Here is a 15,501-nt window from a genome sequence, read left to right on the forward strand (position 1 = left end):
GCCGGGCGACCGAACCTGACAGCCGGGCAACCTACGATGGAGGCATGACTCGCGAATTCTCCGTGCCGCAGACCCGCCAGCTCGTCACCGCCCTCCCCGGCCCCCGCTCAGTGGAACTGCAGCAGCGTCGTGTCGCATCCGTCAGCCGCGGCGCCGGAACGCTCGCGAACATCTACATGGAGCACGGATCGGGCGCCATCCTGGTCGACGTCGACGGCAACCGGCTGATCGACCTCGGCTGCGGCATCGGCGTCACCACGATCGGGCACGCGCATCCGGCGGTCGCCGCAGCCGCAGCCGAGCAGGCCTCCAAGCTGACGCACACCCTCTTCACCGTCACGCCGTACGAGAACTACGTCCGCGTCGCCGAGAAGCTGGCCGAGATCACCCCCGGCGACTTCGAGAAGCGCAGCATCCTCGTGAACTCGGGCGCCGAGGCGGTCGAGAACGCCGTGAAGATCGCCCGCAAGTACACCGGCCGTCGAGCGATCGCAGCCCTCGACCACGCCTTCCACGGCCGCACGAACCTCACCATGGCGATGACCTACCGCCCGTGGCCGGAGCGCGCCGGAATGGGACCGTTCCCCGGCGAGATCTACAGTGTGCCGATCAGCTACCCGTTCCGCGACCCCGAGGGCATGACCGGTGAAGAGGCCGCCGAGCGCACCATCGACTACATCAACACCCACATCGGCGCGACCGAGCTCGCCGCCCTGTTCGTCGAGCCGATCCAGGGCGACGGCGGCATCGTCATCCCAGCGCCCGGCTACTTCAAGCGCCTGTCGGAGTTCTGCACCGAGAACGGCATCGTGTTCGTCGCCGACGAGATCCAGGCCGGCATGGGACGCACCGGCACCTGGTACTCGATCGAGCACCACGGCGTCGTGCCCGACCTGGTCACCAGCGCCAAAGGCATCGCGGGCGGCTTCCCGCTCGCTGCCGTCACCGGGCGCGCGGAGATCATGGATGCGGTCCAGCCCGGCGGAATCGGCGGCACCTTCGGCGGAAACCCGGTCTCGACCGCGGCCGCCCTCGCCACCTTCGAGGTGATCGAGAGCGAGAACCTGCTCGCCGAGGCGCAGCGCGTCGAGAAGGCCCTCTGGGCGCGGATCGGCGACTGGGCGGAGAAGTTCGCGATCGTCGGGGAGGTGCGCGGAAAGGGCGCGATGTTCGGCGTCGAGCTCGTGCATCCGGGAACGAAGAAGCCCCACCCCGAGGCGCTCAAGGCCGTGCTCGCGCACGCGACGGCCAACGGGGTCATCCCGCTCGACGCCGGAAGCTGGGACAGCGTGCTCCGTCTCCTCCCGTCCGTGGTGATCAGCGAGGAACTGATCGACGACGCCGCCACGGTGCTCGAAGAGGCGCTCGCGCGGTTCAACTGAGCCTGAGACGTCAGCGGGATGCGGATCATGCGCTGGCGCACGCTGGCCGGGGTCGCGGCGGTCGCCGTGGCCCTGACCCTCGTGCCGGCCGTCGGTGTCGTCGCGGAGCCGAAGCAGACCTTCGACCCCGGCGACATCATCAGCGATGACAGCTTCTTCAACCCGAACGCGATGACCGCTGCGGACATCCAGGAGTTCCTGGACGACCGCACGTGCAAGCCCAAAGACGATTCGCCCTGCCTCGCGCGGTACCGCGTCGACACTCCCTCCGTCGCAGCCTCGAAAGGGCGGTGCACCGCGATGCGCGGCCAACGGGACGAATCGGCGAGCAGCATCATCGCGCGGGTGGCACAGGCGTGCACGATCAGCCCGCGGGTGCTGCTCGTGCTGCTGCAGAAGGAGCAGTCCCTGCTGACCGCGCCGAGCGCATCCGGATACCAGAAGGCGACCGGATATGCGTGCCCGGACACCGCCGCGTGCGACAGCAAGTTCTTCGGCTTCTTCAATCAGGTCTATCGCGCGGCCTGGCAGTTCCGGGAGTACACGGTGCATCCGGACGACTGGCGCTACCAGATCGGTGCGAACGACATCCAGTTCCACCCGAACATCGCCTGTGGCACCAGCAGGGTGCACATCGTGAACCAGGCGACCGCCAACCTCTACAACTACACGCCCTATCAGCCGAACGACGAGACGCTGGCGAACCCCAAGGGGCCGGCGGGCTCGTGCTCCACTTTCGGCAACCTGAACTTCTCCCGCCTGTACAACCAATGGTTCGGGTCACCCCTCACTGTGCGGTTCGTCGGCTGGATCCCCCAGTGCCTCAACTACGCCGGCGGGTTCGGCTGCGCGCCGATCCGTCCCTTCGACGGAATGTGAGCGCGCACATACGCGCCACGGAATACAGACGCGACTACGCTCATCTAAGTGACGACGACCGTGCCCGATGACGGGACAGACACTGACGGCCCCGACGCAGTGAAGCGTCCCGGGGCTCTCTACCTGTTCGGTCGCCTGGTCATGGTCCCCATCGCACGGCTGCTCTACCGGCCGAAGGTCGTCGGGCGCAAGAACGTTCCGCGCACCGGCGCGATCATCCTCGCCAGCAACCACCTGTCGTTCATCGACAGCATCGTCATCCCGCTGATGGCGCCGCGCCGCGTGCAGTTCCTGGCCAAGTCGCACTATTTCGAGGGCAAGGGCTTCAAGGGCGCACTGTCGCGGTCGTTCTTCACCTCGATCGGCGCGGTCGGGGTGAAACGCGGGGCGGGACAGGCCGCACAGGATGCGCTCGACCAGTCCAAGCGCATCCTGGACACCGGCGCCGCCTTCGCCATCTATCCCGAGGGCACGCGTTCGCTCGACGGCCGGCTCTACAAGGGCCGCACGGGCGTGGGCTGGCTCGCGCTCACCACAGGAGCCAAAGTGGTTCCGGTCGGGTTGATCGGCACCGACAAGCTGCAACCGATCGGCACCAAGATCCCCCGCATCAAGCGCATCACGATCGCATTCGGCGAGCCGCTCGACCTCAGCCACTACGGCAGTGCCGACTCGGGACGCGCCAGGCGCCAGGCGACGGACGAGATCATGGCGGCGATCCACGGCCTCACCGGGCAGGAGCTCGCCGACAAGTACAACGAGGCTCCCCCGGCCGGCGCTGTCGAGCGGGTCAAGCGCGCGCTACGCCCCGAGCGCCTCTAGTCCTCGCTGTCGCCCTGCTTCGCGCGGTAGGTGCGTGCCTTCTGCCGGTTGCCGCAGACGCCCATGCTGCACCAGGTACGCGAACCGTTGCGTGACTGGTCGTAGAAGGCCCAGCGGCAGTCGTCGGCGGAGCAGAGCTTCACGCGTTCGAACTTGCCCTGGATGCTCAGGATCACCGACGAGGCGACCGCGGCCTCCGAGGCCGTCCGGGCGGTCAGGCCGACGCTGCGGTCGCCGCACGCGGTGACGAGTTCGACCGACGGCAGGGATGCGCCCTCCCCGTCGACGACGGACCGCAGCGCATCCCGAACCCGCTTGGCCTCCGCCGGATCCCCCTCGGCGACGCCGTGACGGCTCGCCCAGGCACCGAACTCGCCCGGATCGTCGATGGCATCCGTGCCCTCTTCGACATCCAGCGTGTTGAGGAAGTCGACGAGCAGCTCGGCTCCCAGATCGGGTGCATTCGTACGCATGTAACCATTGTAACCCTATAGTGGGTTACGGTAGGCTCTAACCAGTGAAACCGATTAGCAGGTTATCGTCCGAGGGAGGACACCATGCATCCGCTGACACTCTGGTTGACGAGCATCGCCGAACTGGGTGAGAAGGAGAGGGAGCGCACGCTTCTGCGCCAGCAGCGCGAGGCGCGCGGCGAAGAGTCGCCGCTGCAGCGCGACGGCCGCTGGGCCGCGACAATGCACCGCTTGGCCGACCAGTCCCGCCGCGCGGCTGCCGCACCCACGACTGCGACGCCGACCCCATCGTCCGCCCCGTCGGCCGCTCCCGCGACGGCCCGCACGGCCGCCCTCGGCTGCGCCTAGCCGCAACGCAATCGAGTACAGCCGAAATCCCCCTCTCACCAGCGTGAGAGGGGGATTTCGGCTGTACTCGATTGCGTTTACGGGTCGTGGGGCTCAGGCGAGGGTGTAGATCTCGGGGGCGTGCTCGACCGGGAAGTTCATCGAGGCGGCGATGAAGCATTTGGCGGCCGCCGGGGCGTGCAGGGAGGCGGCGAGCTCGGCCTGGGCGGGATCGGCCAGCGTCACCCGCGGCCGCAGCATGGCGCTGGTGAAATGTCCGCCGCCGTTCGAAGTCTGCTCCATGACGCCGGTGGCCGCATCCGTGTAGCCGACGACGACCACGCCCGCCTGGGCCGCCTCGGCGAGATAGCTGAGCATGTGGCACTGGCTGAGGGCGGCGAGCAGCAGCTCCTCGGGGTTCCAGCGGTCCCGGTCGCCGAAGAACACCCTGTCGGCAGAGCCCTCGATCGGCGCCTTGCCCGGGGCCGACACGACGTGGTCGCGTCCGTAGCTCTTGTAGCCGGATGTGCCCTCACCCCGATTGCCGGTCCACTCCAGGTCGATCGCGTAGCTGTGCTCGAGGTTCATGGTTCGATTCTCGCACCGCAGCTAAACTCGTTTCATCATGACTGACACTTTGCCCACGGACGCATCCGTCCACACCGTGGCCCAAGAACGCCGCATCGTCACCGCCATCCCCGGACCGAAGTCGCAGGAACTGCACCAGCGCCGGCTCGCCGTCGTGCCGACCGGAGTGTCCTCGACGCTCCCCGTCTACATCGCGAAGGCCAATGGTGCGATCCTCGTCGACGTCGACGGCAACCAGTTCGTGGACTTCGGCGCCGGCATCGGCGTGACCACCATCGGACACACCGAGACGGCCGTCGTCGAGGCCGCTGCCGCCCAGCTTCAGGACGTCATCCACACCCTTTTCACCATCACCCCGTATGAGGAGTACGTCCGCGTCGCCGAGCTGCTCGCGGAGCACACCCCCGGCGACCACGCCAAGAAGACGGTGCTCGTCAACTCCGGCGCCGAGGCCGTCGAGAACGGCGTGAAGATCGCCCGCAAGCACACCGGGCGCCGTGCCGTCGCCGTGCTCGACCACGCCTACCACGGCCGCACCAACCTCACGATGGCCATGAACTTCAAGGCGATGCCCTACGGCACCGGATTCGGTCCGTTCGCAGGCGACGTGTACCACGCACCCAGCTCGTACCCGTACCACGACGGACTCAGCGGCGCCGAGGCGGCCGCGCGTACGATCGGCTACCTCGAGAAGATCGTCGGCGCATCCGACCTGGCCTGCCTAGTCGTCGAGCCGATCCAGGGCGAGGGCGGATTCATGGTGCCGGCCGAGGGCTACCTCGTCGCGCTCCAGGAGTGGTGCACCGCCAACGGCGTCGTCTTCATCGCCGATGAGATCCAGAGCGGCATGGCCCGCACCGGCGCCTACTACGCCAGCGAGCACTTCGGCCTGGTTCCCGACCTCGTGCTGAGTGCGAAAGGCATCGCGGGCGGCCTGCCGCTCGCCGCCGTCACCGGTCGCTCGGAAATCATGGACTCGGCTCAGCCGGGCGGGCTCGGCGGAACCTTCGGCGGCAACCCGGTCGCCGCGGCCGCCGCGATCGCGGTGTTCGAGCAGATCGAGAAGAACGACCTGCTCGCCGAGGGCAAGCGCATCGAGCTCGCGCTCAAGCCTGCCCTGTTCGAGCTCCAGAAGAAGTACGACATCATCGGGGATGTGCGGGGCATCGGCGCGATGCTGGCGATCGAACTCGTGATGCCGGGCACCGCATCCACCACCAAAGAGCCGAACGCGGCGGCCGTATCGGCGATCGCCGCCTACGCGGCCGAGCACGGCGTTCTCGTGCTCACCGCAGGAACCTACGGCAACGTGCTGCGCTTTCTGCCGAGTCTGGCCGTCTCCGACGAGCTGATCGCCGACGCCGTCTCGGTGCTCGACGACGCCTTCGCAGCCCTGTGACCCCCGCGGTCTTCACCGGCGCCGAAGCCGTCGAGCTCGCCCTCGTCGAGCGCAGCGGCTTCGTCGAGTCGCGGCATCTCGGCTCGGCCGTCGTGCTCGGCCCCGACGGAACGGTCGTGCGCTCGCTCGGCGAGCCGACCGCGCCGATCTTCCCCCGTTCGAGCATGAAGCCCTTCCAGGCCATCGCGATCATGGGTGCCGGCGTTCCTCTCGAAGGCGCCGCCGCCGCGCTGGCGACGGCCAGCCACGGGGGCACTCCCGCACATCTCTCGGTCGTGCGCGGCCTGCTCGCGCAGGCCCAGCTCTCCGAGGATGCTCTGCAGTGCCCTGCCGATTGGCCACTCGACTCATCCGCGCGGGACGACCTCATCCGAGGCGGTGCCACCAAGAAGCCCCTGTTCATGAACTGCTCGGGAAAGCACGCGGCCATGCTGCTCGCCTGCACGGTGAACGGCTGGTCGACCGAGCACTACCTGGACCCGCAGCATCCCCTGCAGCTGCTGATCCGCGACACCATCGAACGGCTCACGGGCGAGAAGGTCGTGACCACCGGGGTCGACGGATGCGGTGCTCCCGTTCACGCGATGGCCCTCACCACGCTCGCCCGCGGCATCCAGCGCATCGCGACCGCCTCGGACGGCTCTCCGTTCGCCCTGTACCGCAATGCGGCCACGCTGAAGAACGCCGTGCTCGCCAACGGCTGGGCGATCGATGGCCCGGGACGAGCGAACACCGTCGTCATCGACCGTCTTGGCGTATTCACCAAGGGCGGTGCCGAGGGCGTGATGGTCATGGCCGCTCCCGACGGCACCACCGTGACCCTCAAGGTGCTCGACGGCAGCCTGCGCGCCGCGACGATCGTGGCTCTCTCGCTGCTCGCCGACGCGGGCGCGGTCGAACGCTCTGCCGTCGAGGCGCTGGTGCCGGAGCTCGACCTGGCCGTGCTGGGCCGCGGCCTCCCGGTCGGCGAGATCCGCGCCTCCTATCCGGCCTGACCGGTACAGCCGGCGCCGGTCATCCGGAAGGTCGGCAACCGCCATACCGTAGCGGCCCGGCACCTGGGTGGTGTCGGGCCGTACGGTTTTTGGGGGTCTGGAGCGCCGGCGAGCCGGCGGGAGGGCGGTGCTACGACATCCGGGCCAGCCGTTTGGCTCGTGCCGCGGCGGTGACCTGCGAGATCAGCACCACGAGGATCGTGATGATGAACACCGCGGAGGCGATGACGTTGGCCTGGGCGGGGATGCCGCGTGAGGCCGCGATGTAGATGTACATCGGGAACGTCGTCACTGCACCGGCGTTGAAGTTGGTGATGATGAAGTCGTCGAAGCTGAGCGAGAACGACAGCAGAGCAGCCGACAGGATGCCCGGCAGCAGCAGCGGGAACGTGATACGCCAGAAGACCGCGATCGGCGACCCGTAGAGGTCGCGTCCCGCTTCCTCGAGTGCCGGATCGAGGCTCGCCACACGAGCCTTCACCGTTACGACGACGAAGCTGATGCAGAACATGACGTGAGCGATGATGATCGTTCCGAAGCCCTTGTTGACGCTGAGGCTGAGGAACTGAGCGGCGAGGCCGGCGCCGAGCACGACCTCGGGGCTCGCCATCGGCAGGAACAGCAGCAGGCTCGTCTGCGAGCGGAAGCGGAACCGGTAGCGCATGAGCGCGATGGCGATCATCGTGCCGAGCACGGTCGCGATCACGGTCGAGATCAGGCCGATGATGATGCTGGCCATGAACGCGTCGCAGATGCCGGCCGCATCGCAGACGTTCGTCCAGTTGTGCAGGGTGAAGCCGCGCCAGGCGATGTTGTTCTTGAGTGCGTCGTTGAACGAGTAGATGAACGTGTAGACGATGGGGATGAGCAGGAACGCCAACGCGAGAAAGGCGTAGACGCCGAGTCCGAGGCCTTTGAACCGGAACTTCACAGCAGGTCCTCCGTTCCGCTCCGCTTCACGTAGACGCCGACGATGACGAGGATGACCGCCATCAGCACCACGGACATCGCTGCCGCCGTCGGATAGTTCTGCAGCACCAGGAAGTTGCTCTCGATGACGTTTCCGATCATCGAGGTGTCGGCCCCGCCGAGGAAGTCCTGGGAGGCGTTGATGTAGTCACCGGCCGCGGGGATGAAGGTCAGCAGCGTTCCGGAGACGATGCCCGGCAGCGACAGCGGCAGCGTGATCTTGCGGAAGGTCGTGAAGGCGTTCGCGTACAGGTCGCTTCCCGCTTCCAGATAGCGCACATCCAGGCGCTCGAGGGTGGCGTAGAGCGGCAGGGTCATGAACGGGATGAAGTTGTAGGTGAGGCCGAACACGACCGAGAACGCCGTTCCCGTGACATGGGCGTCCGGTGGCAGGATCGACAGCGCCTTCAGCGAGGTCGTGAACCAGGAGTCGTCCGAGAGCAGCTGCTTCCAGGCGAGCGTGCGCAGCAGGAAGCTGATGAAGAACGGCGCGATGACGAGGGTCATCAGCAGGTTCTGCACCAGTGGGTACTTCCGCACCTTCACGCCGATGAAGTATGCCAGCGGGTAGCTGATGAGCAGAGCGGCCGCCGTCGCCAGGAGCGCGTAGATGAACGACCGGATGATCTGCGGCCAGTACTCGGCGATCGACTCCGTGTAGTTCTCCCAGCGGAAGGCCGCCTGGTATTGACCGATGTCGCCGTCGGGCACCGGTGCCTGGAACGAGGTGATGATCAGCGAAACCAGCGGCGTCAGGAAGAACAGCACGAGGTAGAGCACCCCGGGAAGCAGGAGCACCAACGCGATGCCGCTGCGACGGCGCTGCGCCGGCTCCTGATCCTGTTGCTGAGGCGGCGCGGCCGTGGAGAAGGCGGCGAGGGCCATTACGCCTCCTCGAGCTCCGTGAGCAGGCTCGACTTCGCCTGGGCCGCGATCATCTGCGTGTCGGTGTCGTCGTCGAAGCGGCCCGCAGCGGGCAGGTCGTCCGCGAGCACGAAGGTGTGCGCCGCGTCCCATGCCGCCCAGACCTCGTCGCCGAGCGTGATGGCGGGGCCCGCACTGAGGTTCTGGGCGAACACGATCACGGTGCCGACGCCGGGGACGTCGACCAGGTACTGCGTGCTCACCCCGCTGAACGAGACGTCGAAGACGCGGCCGGGGCCGAGCACGTTGCGGCCGGCCGGGATGGCATCCGGCGACGAGTGCAGCGTCAGCTTCTCCGGCCGTACGCCGACGGTGACGGTTCCGCTCTGACGCTGCGCGCGCGACTTCGGCACGATGAGCCGCTGACCGGCGACCTCGACGCCGAGGGTGTCGCCGCCGGCATCCTGCACCGGTCCGACGAAGAGGTTCGACTGGCCGAGGAAGTTGGCGACGAACACGGTCGAAGGCAGTTCGTAGAGCACCTCGGGAGCGCCCATCTGCTCGATCGCACCCTTGTTCATCACGGCGACGGTGTCGGCCATCGTCATGGCCTCCTCCTGGTCGTGGGTGACGTGCACGAACGTGAGTCCGACCTCGGTCTGGATCGACTTGAGCTCGAGCTGCATCTGACGGCGCAGCTTGAGGTCGAGGGCACCGAGCGGCTCATCGAGCAGCAGGAGGGCCGGTCGATTGACGATGGCCCTGGCGAGCGCGACCCGCTGCTGCTGACCACCGGAGAGGGATGCGGGGCGTCGGGCCGCGAGATGATCGAGCTCCACCAGCCGAAGCGCCTCGTGGGCTCTGCTCACCGCGTCACTGATCCGCCGCCGCCGGAGACCGAACGCGACGTTCTCGAGGATGGTCATGTGCGGGAACAGCGCATAGCTCTGGAACACGGTGTTCACCGGACGCTGGAACGGCTTGGTCGTGGTCACGTCCTTGCCGCCGATGAGGATCTGCCCCTCGGTCGGTTCCTCCAGGCCCGCGACCAGGCGCAGGGTCGTGGTCTTGCCGCATCCGGAGGGCCCGAGCAGGGCGAAGAACGACCCGGCTGGAATGGTGAGGTCCAGCTGCTCGATGGCGGTGAACCCGGGAAAGCGCTTCTTGATCCCGACCAGTTGCAGGTCGGCGCCCGACTCGGCGAAAGTCCCCTTCGGCATCAGGCGCCCAGGATGACCTTCTGGAAGGCGGCCTGATACTTCTGCTCTTCGGCCGGCGTGAGCGTGCGGAAGATCTTCGCCTTCGCCAGTGTGTCGTCGTCGGGGAAGATCAACTGGTTGTCCGCGAGCTCGGGATCGATCTTCACGGCTTCCTCCTTGGCGCCGACGACCGGGGTGATGTAGTTCACCCAGGCCGCCACCTCCGCGGCGACCTCCGGCTGGTAGTAGTAGTCGATGAGCTTCTCGGCGTTCGCCTTGCGGGGCGATCCGATCGGGATGACGAAGTTGTCGCTCCAGAGGGTTCCGCCGGCCTCGGGAAGGATGAACTCCCAGTTGTCGCCCGCCTCGGCGTTCAGCTGGGTGATGTCACCCGACCAGCAGATGGCAGCGAGGGTGTCGCCGCTCTTCAGGTCGTTGAGGTACGAGTTGCCCTTGATGTTGCGGATCTGGCCGTCGCTCACCTCCTTGGTGATCTTGTCGATGGCCTTGTTGTAGTCGTCGTCGCTGAAGTCTTTCGAGATGTCGACGCCCTGCTGCAGCATGATCAGGCCCATGGTGTCGCGCATCTCGCTGAGCACGCCGACCTTGCCCTTGAGCTCCGGCTTCCAGAGGTCGTCGACCGACTTGAGTCCACCGGGAACCTTCGACTTGTTCCAGCAGATTCCCGCGAATCCGCTCTGCCAGGGCAGCGACTTCTTGCGGCCGGGGTCGAAGTCGGCGTTCTCGAGAGCAGGCGACACGTTCTTCTTGTTCGGGATGTTCGCCTCATCGAAGCTCTGCACGTAACCGAAGCGGATGAGGCGGGCGACCATCCAGTCGGTCAGACAGACCGTGTCGGCACCGATGTCCTTGCCGAGCGCCAGCTGGTCCTTGACCTTCGCGTAGTAGGTGTTGTTGTCGTCGACGGCGACGTCGTACTTGACCTTGATGCCGCTCTGCTTCTCGAACGCCTCGAGGGTCGGATAGTTGCCGTCGTCGTCCTGGTCGAGGTAGGCCTGCCAGTTCGCCCAGGTGAGCGTCTTGTCGGTGGCCGACACGTCCTTGGCGGGAGTCGGCTTGCCGGACGCCCCGCCGGTGGAGCAGGCGGCCAATGCCAGAGCCGCCGCGCTGGCGCCGACGCCCGCGAGCACACCCCGTCTCGTCATCTGAGCCTGCCTGGAGGCCTGGATCAGCTTCTGGATCATCGGGTCTTGCGGAAGCTGTCTCGAATTCACGGGTGCTCCTTCAGGGTCATACAGGCCTACTAGGTCGCTCAACGTAGCCGCGTCTTTGCGGTGGGATGATACTGGCATAAGCCGGAGCGATGCGCACCAATTGAAGGGCAAATCGGCAATCTGGTAACACAATCTTTACGAAATCCGTTTCGATTCGGCCGATCGACGCCGGAAACCGTCGGTGCGGGGTCGACAGGTCGTTCCGCTCGAAAACGACCATTCGCATCCGCTGGCGAAATCGACCATTCCGTCACACAGAATTTACGAAATCAGCACGAATGCGATCTGAATCCGGTCGAAATCATCCGTGCTTGCGACTAGGGTGAGGGTGCTGAACCGCTCATCGCCGACGTGTTAGGAGCCTCATGAAGGTCGCGATCCCCCGCGAGATCAAGAACAACGAGTTCCGGGTGGCGATCACCCCCTCCGGCGTGCACGATCTGGTGACGAACGGTCACGAGGTCTTCGTCGAGACGGACGCGGGGACGGGGTCGTCGATTCCCGACGAGTACTACGTGTCGGCGGGCGCGACGATCATGCCCGACGCGGCCAGCACCTGGCGCATCGCGGACCTCGTGCTGAAGGTCAAGGAGCCGGTCGAGAGCGAGTACGGATACTTCCGGTCGGGTCTCGTGCTCTTCGCCTACCTGCATCTCGCCGCGGAGGAGAAGCTCACGAAGGCGCTGATCGACGCTCAGGTCACCGCGATCGCCTACGAGACCGTACAGCTGCCGAACCGTGCGCTCCCCCTCCTCGCGCCGATGAGCGAAGTCGCCGGGCGGCTCGCGCCGATCGTCGGCGCCAACACCATGCTCAAGCCGAACGGCGGACCGGGCCTGCTCATCCCCGGCGTTCCGGGAACGCATCCCGCAGTCGTCACCGTCCTGGGCGGCGGCGTGGCCGGCACCAATGCGATCGGCGTCGCCGTCGGACTGGGCGCCGAGGTCACCGTGCTCGACACGAACATCGCGCGCTTGCGCGAACTCGACGCGCTCTACGCCGGACGCATCAAGACCATCGCCTCGAACAGCTTCGAGATCGACAAGGCCGTCGTCGCGTCCGACCTCGTGATCGGTTCCGTGCTCGTTCCGGGTGCCAAGGCCCCCAAGCTGGTCAGCAACGAACTGGTCTCCCGGATGCGCCCGGGCAGCGTGCTCGTCGACATCGCTGTCGACCAGGGCGGCTGCTTCGAGGATTCGCATCCGACGACCCATGCGGACCCCACCTTCACCGTGCACCAGTCGCTGTTCTACTGTGTCGCGAACATGCCGGGCGCGGTGCCGCACACCTCGACGTACGCGCTGACGAACGCGACCCTCCCCTACGCGCGGGCCATCGCCAACCGCGGCTGGCGGGATGCGCTCCAAGCGGACCCTTCGCTGGCCCTCGGCCTCAACGTGCACGGCGGCAGCGTCACGAACTCCGCGGTCGCCGCCGCCCACGGCCTCACCGCGGTCGGCATCGATGCGGCGCTCGCCTGATCAGCTCACGTCGAACCACTGGTCGCCGATCTCGACGCGCGTTCCGGCGGTGACGCGGTAGCGACGCCCCGCCTCGCACTGCCGGGGCACGCCGCCGAGTGGATGGGCGACGGTTCCGTTGCCGGAGTAGCGGTCGCAGATCCACAGTTCGCCGGCCTCGAGGCCGAACTCGAGATGCGTCTTCGACACCGAGCGCGCGGGATCCTGGATCGCCACCAGCTGGTCGACCTGCTCCCCGGGCTGGGTGATGGGGCGGCGGCCGATGAGGCCCGAGCCGGCGACGATCACCGTCTCCCCCGTCGAGAAGCTCAGCGTGTAGCGAACGACCGGGGTCTCGACCAGTGGAGCGGCCTCGATCGGTTCGACGACCATCGCCTGGGTCTCTGCCGGGTCGTCGCCCGGAAACCGGCCGGCGACGGCGGGCTTCGGGAGGCGCTCGACGACAGTCGTGTCTGATGGTCGCACATCCGCGACCGCCGGCGGCCGAACACGGGTGGCCGTCACCGAACTCCCGCACGACCCGCAGAACAGCGTCCCGTCGGACAACTCGCTGCCACACACCCGACAGTTCATTGCCTGCTCCTCTTTCTGTTGCTTCCCCACCCACGGTAGCCGAGCGAGCGAAGCGAGATCGCCGCGACGAAGCGCCGCCAGCGTGTCTCCCGTCGGGAGAGCGCTCGGCGCAGGTCGTCGACCGCTTTCCAGACCGAGTCCGCCTCGTCCGGCGTCGGCGCGGTCGGGCTGAACACCGCCCGGTCGGCGACCGACGCGAGCGCAGCAGCCCGCGCACCACCGATGGTGGTCGCCACCTCCTTGCGGGTCGATGACGGCGCCGGCTCGTAGCCGTGGTCGATGGCTGCATCGGCGAACTCGCGCCAGCCTCCCTCGATGCGCTCCACCGAAGTGGCCGCGCTCCTGCGCAGGGCACGACGGCGCCACTTCGCGCCGACGACGGCGAGGAACGGGGCGGCGATGATCGCCAGCACGAGCAGCACCCAGCCGATCAGCGCAATGATGCCGAGGATCGCATCCAGCACCGGATTCGGCTGCGGCTGATCGGCGGTGTCGACCTGTGCCTGCGGCGGCTCGACCCGCTGCTGCTGGTTCTCGTCGACGGGCGGCTGCACATTGGTCTGCGGCCGTGAGATCTGAGTGGGCTCGTCCGGTTGCTTCGGCGGCACGGGTCGCACGGGCGGGGTGGGGTCGACGGTCACCCACCCGGCGTCGGCCGTCTGAATCTCGATCCATGCGGAGATGTCGGAGCCGGTGAGCGTGACCGCCTGCTCGCGGTTCGCGTCGTCGGGGGCGACGAATCCCACCACCACGCGCGCGGGGAAGCCCAGCTGCCCGGCCATGAGCGCCGCGGTCACCGCATACTGCTCCTGGTCGCCGAGCATCGGGATGTCGGTGAGCAGTTCTGTGATCCTGTCGGCACCGTGCCCGGAACGGCTGGCCGGCTCGTCCGGGCCGACCCCGTGGCTGATGTAGCCGTTCTCGGCGAGACCGCGGAGGGCGGCGGCGAGTTTGGCGCCCGCGCCGCTCACGCCGGCGGTGTACTTCTGCAGGGTCAGGGCCAGCTCGTCGGGGATGACGGTCGGCTTGGGAACCGGAGCGCTCCCCGGTTGCAGCCGCTCGAGCGCCGCGGCCGACACGAGCGGCTTGACCACCGAGTCCTGCGTGTAGCTGTCGCCGCTGCGGAGACCATCGGTGACGGCAGCCGTGCCGGTCACGTCGTTGTAGAAGAACGATGCGGTGAGCGCGGCGGCTTCGTCGCCTCCGAACGAGATCTCCTGCAGCTGGCCGCTTCCCGGCACCCAGGGGCCGCGGTAGCCGCGGATCGTCACGGACAGCGTCTCGCGCTGACCGGCGACACCGGTCTGGTCGAGGCGGTACGGCATCCGGGTGAAGGATCCGGAGGCGCTGGTCACCGTGTCGGTGCCAACCGAGTATGTGACTCCATCGTAGGTGTCGAGGGTGGCGATCCGGATGCGGTGGTCCGCGGGCAGTCCGGTGACCGTGAGCATCGCCTCGTCAGCGCGCGGCGGTTGCAGGTAGGAGCGGAAGCCGCTGAGCGGGCTCGGGTACGCGCGCGGGTCGAAGGGCTGCTCCACCGCTGTGCGGATCACTTGGCGTTCGGAACGGGCGGGCAGAATGACGCTGGCGGCCGTTCCTGCGACGCCCGCCACCAGCAGGATGACGGCGGCGCCCGCCACCGTGCGCACCCCGAGGAAGCGGCGTTCGCGCGGAGTCTCGACGACCATCCCGCTCTGCTCGGCCAGACCGCGGAGCGCGGCGGATCGGCGCTGCCAGCGGAAGCAGATCATCCACCCGAGCAGCACGGCCAGCAGGGTGAGAGGCAGCCACAGGGGAACGGCGGACACTCCTGAGCCGAGAAGGATGCCGGAGACCAGCAACAGCACCGGCGGCAGGGCGGCGAGCTCCCCACGCTTGGCCCGAAGCGCGATCGACAGCGCCACGACGATCGTGAGCAGCGTCAGGATGAACGCCGGAACGAGCAGCGCCTGGTACGAGCCGACCGGAAGGGAGATCGTCACGAGCTGCTTCCAGCTCAACCAGGTGGACTGGACCAGCTCCCAGAATCCTGTGGCGGTCGGAAGCAGTCCCCCGGCCGTCGCCTCGCCGGGGATGGCCAGCTGCACGCCCAGTCCGAGGAAGACGACCACGACGAGCGCCGCGATCACGATGCTCGGCCAGCGGAAGAGTGCTCCGAGGATGGCCACTGCCGCGCCGACGACGAGCGTGACCGACACCATCACGACGAAGGCGGCCGATTGGTACACGCCCCAGAAAGACCACGCTGCGAGCCCCGTCGCCGCGAGGGCGAACAGGGTGTTGAGGATGGCGAAGCCGCCGCGTCTCGTGGTCAT

Annotated in this window: 15 protein-coding genes; 7 read left to right on the plus strand and 8 right to left on the minus strand. The window is 67.6% G+C overall.

What is annotated here, in order from left to right; genetic code table 11:
• The first annotated feature begins 44 nt into the window (after window positions 1-44).
• The 3 genes from ACFVV0_RS07355 to ACFVV0_RS07365 all read left to right on the plus strand — a co-directional run bounded on the left by ACFVV0_RS07355 (window position 45) and on the right by ACFVV0_RS07365 (window position 3,083).
• Window positions 45-1,382, plus strand: coding sequence for an aminotransferase class III-fold pyridoxal phosphate-dependent enzyme (locus tag ACFVV0_RS07355; protein WP_387060447.1), 1,338 nt, complete (start codon window positions 45-47; stop codon window positions 1,380-1,382).
• 18 nt (window positions 1,383-1,400) lie between these two features.
• Window positions 1,401-2,261 (plus strand): hypothetical protein, encoded by an 861-nt coding sequence (locus ACFVV0_RS07360; RefSeq protein WP_387060450.1) that lies wholly within the window; start codon window positions 1,401-1,403, stop codon window positions 2,259-2,261.
• A 141-nt stretch (window positions 2,262-2,402) separates the two neighbouring features.
• Window positions 2,403-3,083: a lysophospholipid acyltransferase family protein gene (locus tag ACFVV0_RS07365; RefSeq protein ID WP_387061758.1), complete on the plus strand. Its 681-nt coding sequence runs from the start codon at window positions 2,403-2,405 to the stop codon at window positions 3,081-3,083.
• Here the strand turns inward: ACFVV0_RS07365 and ACFVV0_RS07370 are convergent.
• Entirely contained in the window at window positions 3,080-3,556 is a 477-nt protein-coding gene (locus ACFVV0_RS07370) for a CGNR zinc finger domain-containing protein (protein ID WP_387060453.1), read from the minus strand. The genes ACFVV0_RS07365 and ACFVV0_RS07370 overlap by 4 nt on opposite strands.
• Before the next feature lie 84 nt (window positions 3,557-3,640).
• Here ACFVV0_RS07370 and ACFVV0_RS07375 point away from each other — a divergent pair, with 84 nt between their 5' ends.
• A complete protein-coding gene (locus ACFVV0_RS07375) occupies window positions 3,641-3,904 on the plus strand; it encodes a hypothetical protein (RefSeq protein ID WP_387060455.1) in 264 nt (87 codons plus the stop codon).
• Between the two features lie 93 nt (window positions 3,905-3,997).
• Here the strand turns inward: ACFVV0_RS07375 and ACFVV0_RS07380 are convergent, their stop codons facing one another.
• Window positions 3,998-4,471 (minus strand): OsmC family protein, encoded by a 474-nt coding sequence (locus tag ACFVV0_RS07380; protein WP_387060458.1) that lies wholly within the window; start codon window positions 4,469-4,471, stop codon window positions 3,998-4,000.
• Window positions 4,472-4,508: 37 nt separating this feature from the next.
• Here ACFVV0_RS07380 and gabT point away from each other — a divergent pair, with 37 nt between their 5' ends.
• Entirely contained in the window at window positions 4,509-5,870 is a 1,362-nt protein-coding gene (gabT, locus tag ACFVV0_RS07385; protein WP_387060460.1) for a 4-aminobutyrate--2-oxoglutarate transaminase, read from the plus strand.
• Window positions 5,867-6,865, plus strand: a complete 999-nt coding sequence (locus ACFVV0_RS07390; RefSeq protein WP_387060463.1) for an asparaginase — start codon at window positions 5,867-5,869, stop codon at window positions 6,863-6,865. Before gabT ends, ACFVV0_RS07390 begins: the two co-directional genes overlap by 4 nt.
• A 130-nt stretch (window positions 6,866-6,995) precedes the next feature.
• Here ACFVV0_RS07390 and ACFVV0_RS07395 read toward each other — a convergent pair whose 3' ends face one another.
• Genes ACFVV0_RS07395 through ACFVV0_RS07410 form a run of 4 tightly spaced genes read right to left on the minus strand, consistent with a single transcriptional unit; the run spans window position 6,996 to window position 11,102 of the window.
• Window positions 6,996-7,796: an ABC transporter permease gene (locus ACFVV0_RS07395; RefSeq protein WP_387060466.1), complete on the minus strand. Its 801-nt coding sequence runs from the start codon at window positions 7,794-7,796 to the stop codon at window positions 6,996-6,998.
• The gene (locus ACFVV0_RS07400) at window positions 7,793-8,719 is read right to left on the minus strand and encodes an ABC transporter permease (protein WP_387060468.1); all 927 of its coding nucleotides are present in this window, start codon (window positions 8,717-8,719) and stop codon (window positions 7,793-7,795) included. Before ACFVV0_RS07400 ends, ACFVV0_RS07395 begins: the two co-directional genes overlap by 4 nt.
• Window positions 8,719-9,918, minus strand: coding sequence for an ABC transporter ATP-binding protein (locus ACFVV0_RS07405; protein ID WP_387060471.1), 1,200 nt, complete (start codon window positions 9,916-9,918; stop codon window positions 8,719-8,721). Before ACFVV0_RS07405 ends, ACFVV0_RS07400 begins: the two co-directional genes overlap by 1 nt.
• The gene (locus ACFVV0_RS07410) at window positions 9,918-11,102 is read right to left on the minus strand and encodes a PotD/PotF family extracellular solute-binding protein (protein WP_387061760.1); all 1,185 of its coding nucleotides are present in this window, start codon (window positions 11,100-11,102) and stop codon (window positions 9,918-9,920) included. Before ACFVV0_RS07410 ends, ACFVV0_RS07405 begins: the two co-directional genes overlap by 1 nt.
• A 395-nt stretch (window positions 11,103-11,497) precedes the next feature.
• Between ACFVV0_RS07410 and ald the strand changes: the two genes are divergently transcribed.
• Entirely contained in the window at window positions 11,498-12,613 is a 1,116-nt protein-coding gene (gene ald / locus ACFVV0_RS07415; RefSeq protein ID WP_387060474.1) for an alanine dehydrogenase, read from the plus strand.
• Here the strand turns inward: ald and ACFVV0_RS07420 are convergent, their stop codons facing one another.
• A complete protein-coding gene (locus ACFVV0_RS07420) occupies window positions 12,614-13,117 on the minus strand; it encodes a hypothetical protein (RefSeq protein WP_387060476.1) in 504 nt (167 codons plus the stop codon).
• A gap of 65 nt (window positions 13,118-13,182) precedes the next feature.
• Window positions 13,183-15,501: a transglutaminase-like domain-containing protein gene (locus tag ACFVV0_RS07425; RefSeq protein WP_387060478.1), complete on the minus strand. Its 2,319-nt coding sequence runs from the start codon at window positions 15,499-15,501 to the stop codon at window positions 13,183-13,185.

It is taken from the genome of Leifsonia sp. NPDC058230 (genome assembly GCF_042882245.1).
Classification (GTDB): Bacteria; Actinomycetota; Actinomycetes; order Actinomycetales; family Microbacteriaceae; genus Leifsonia.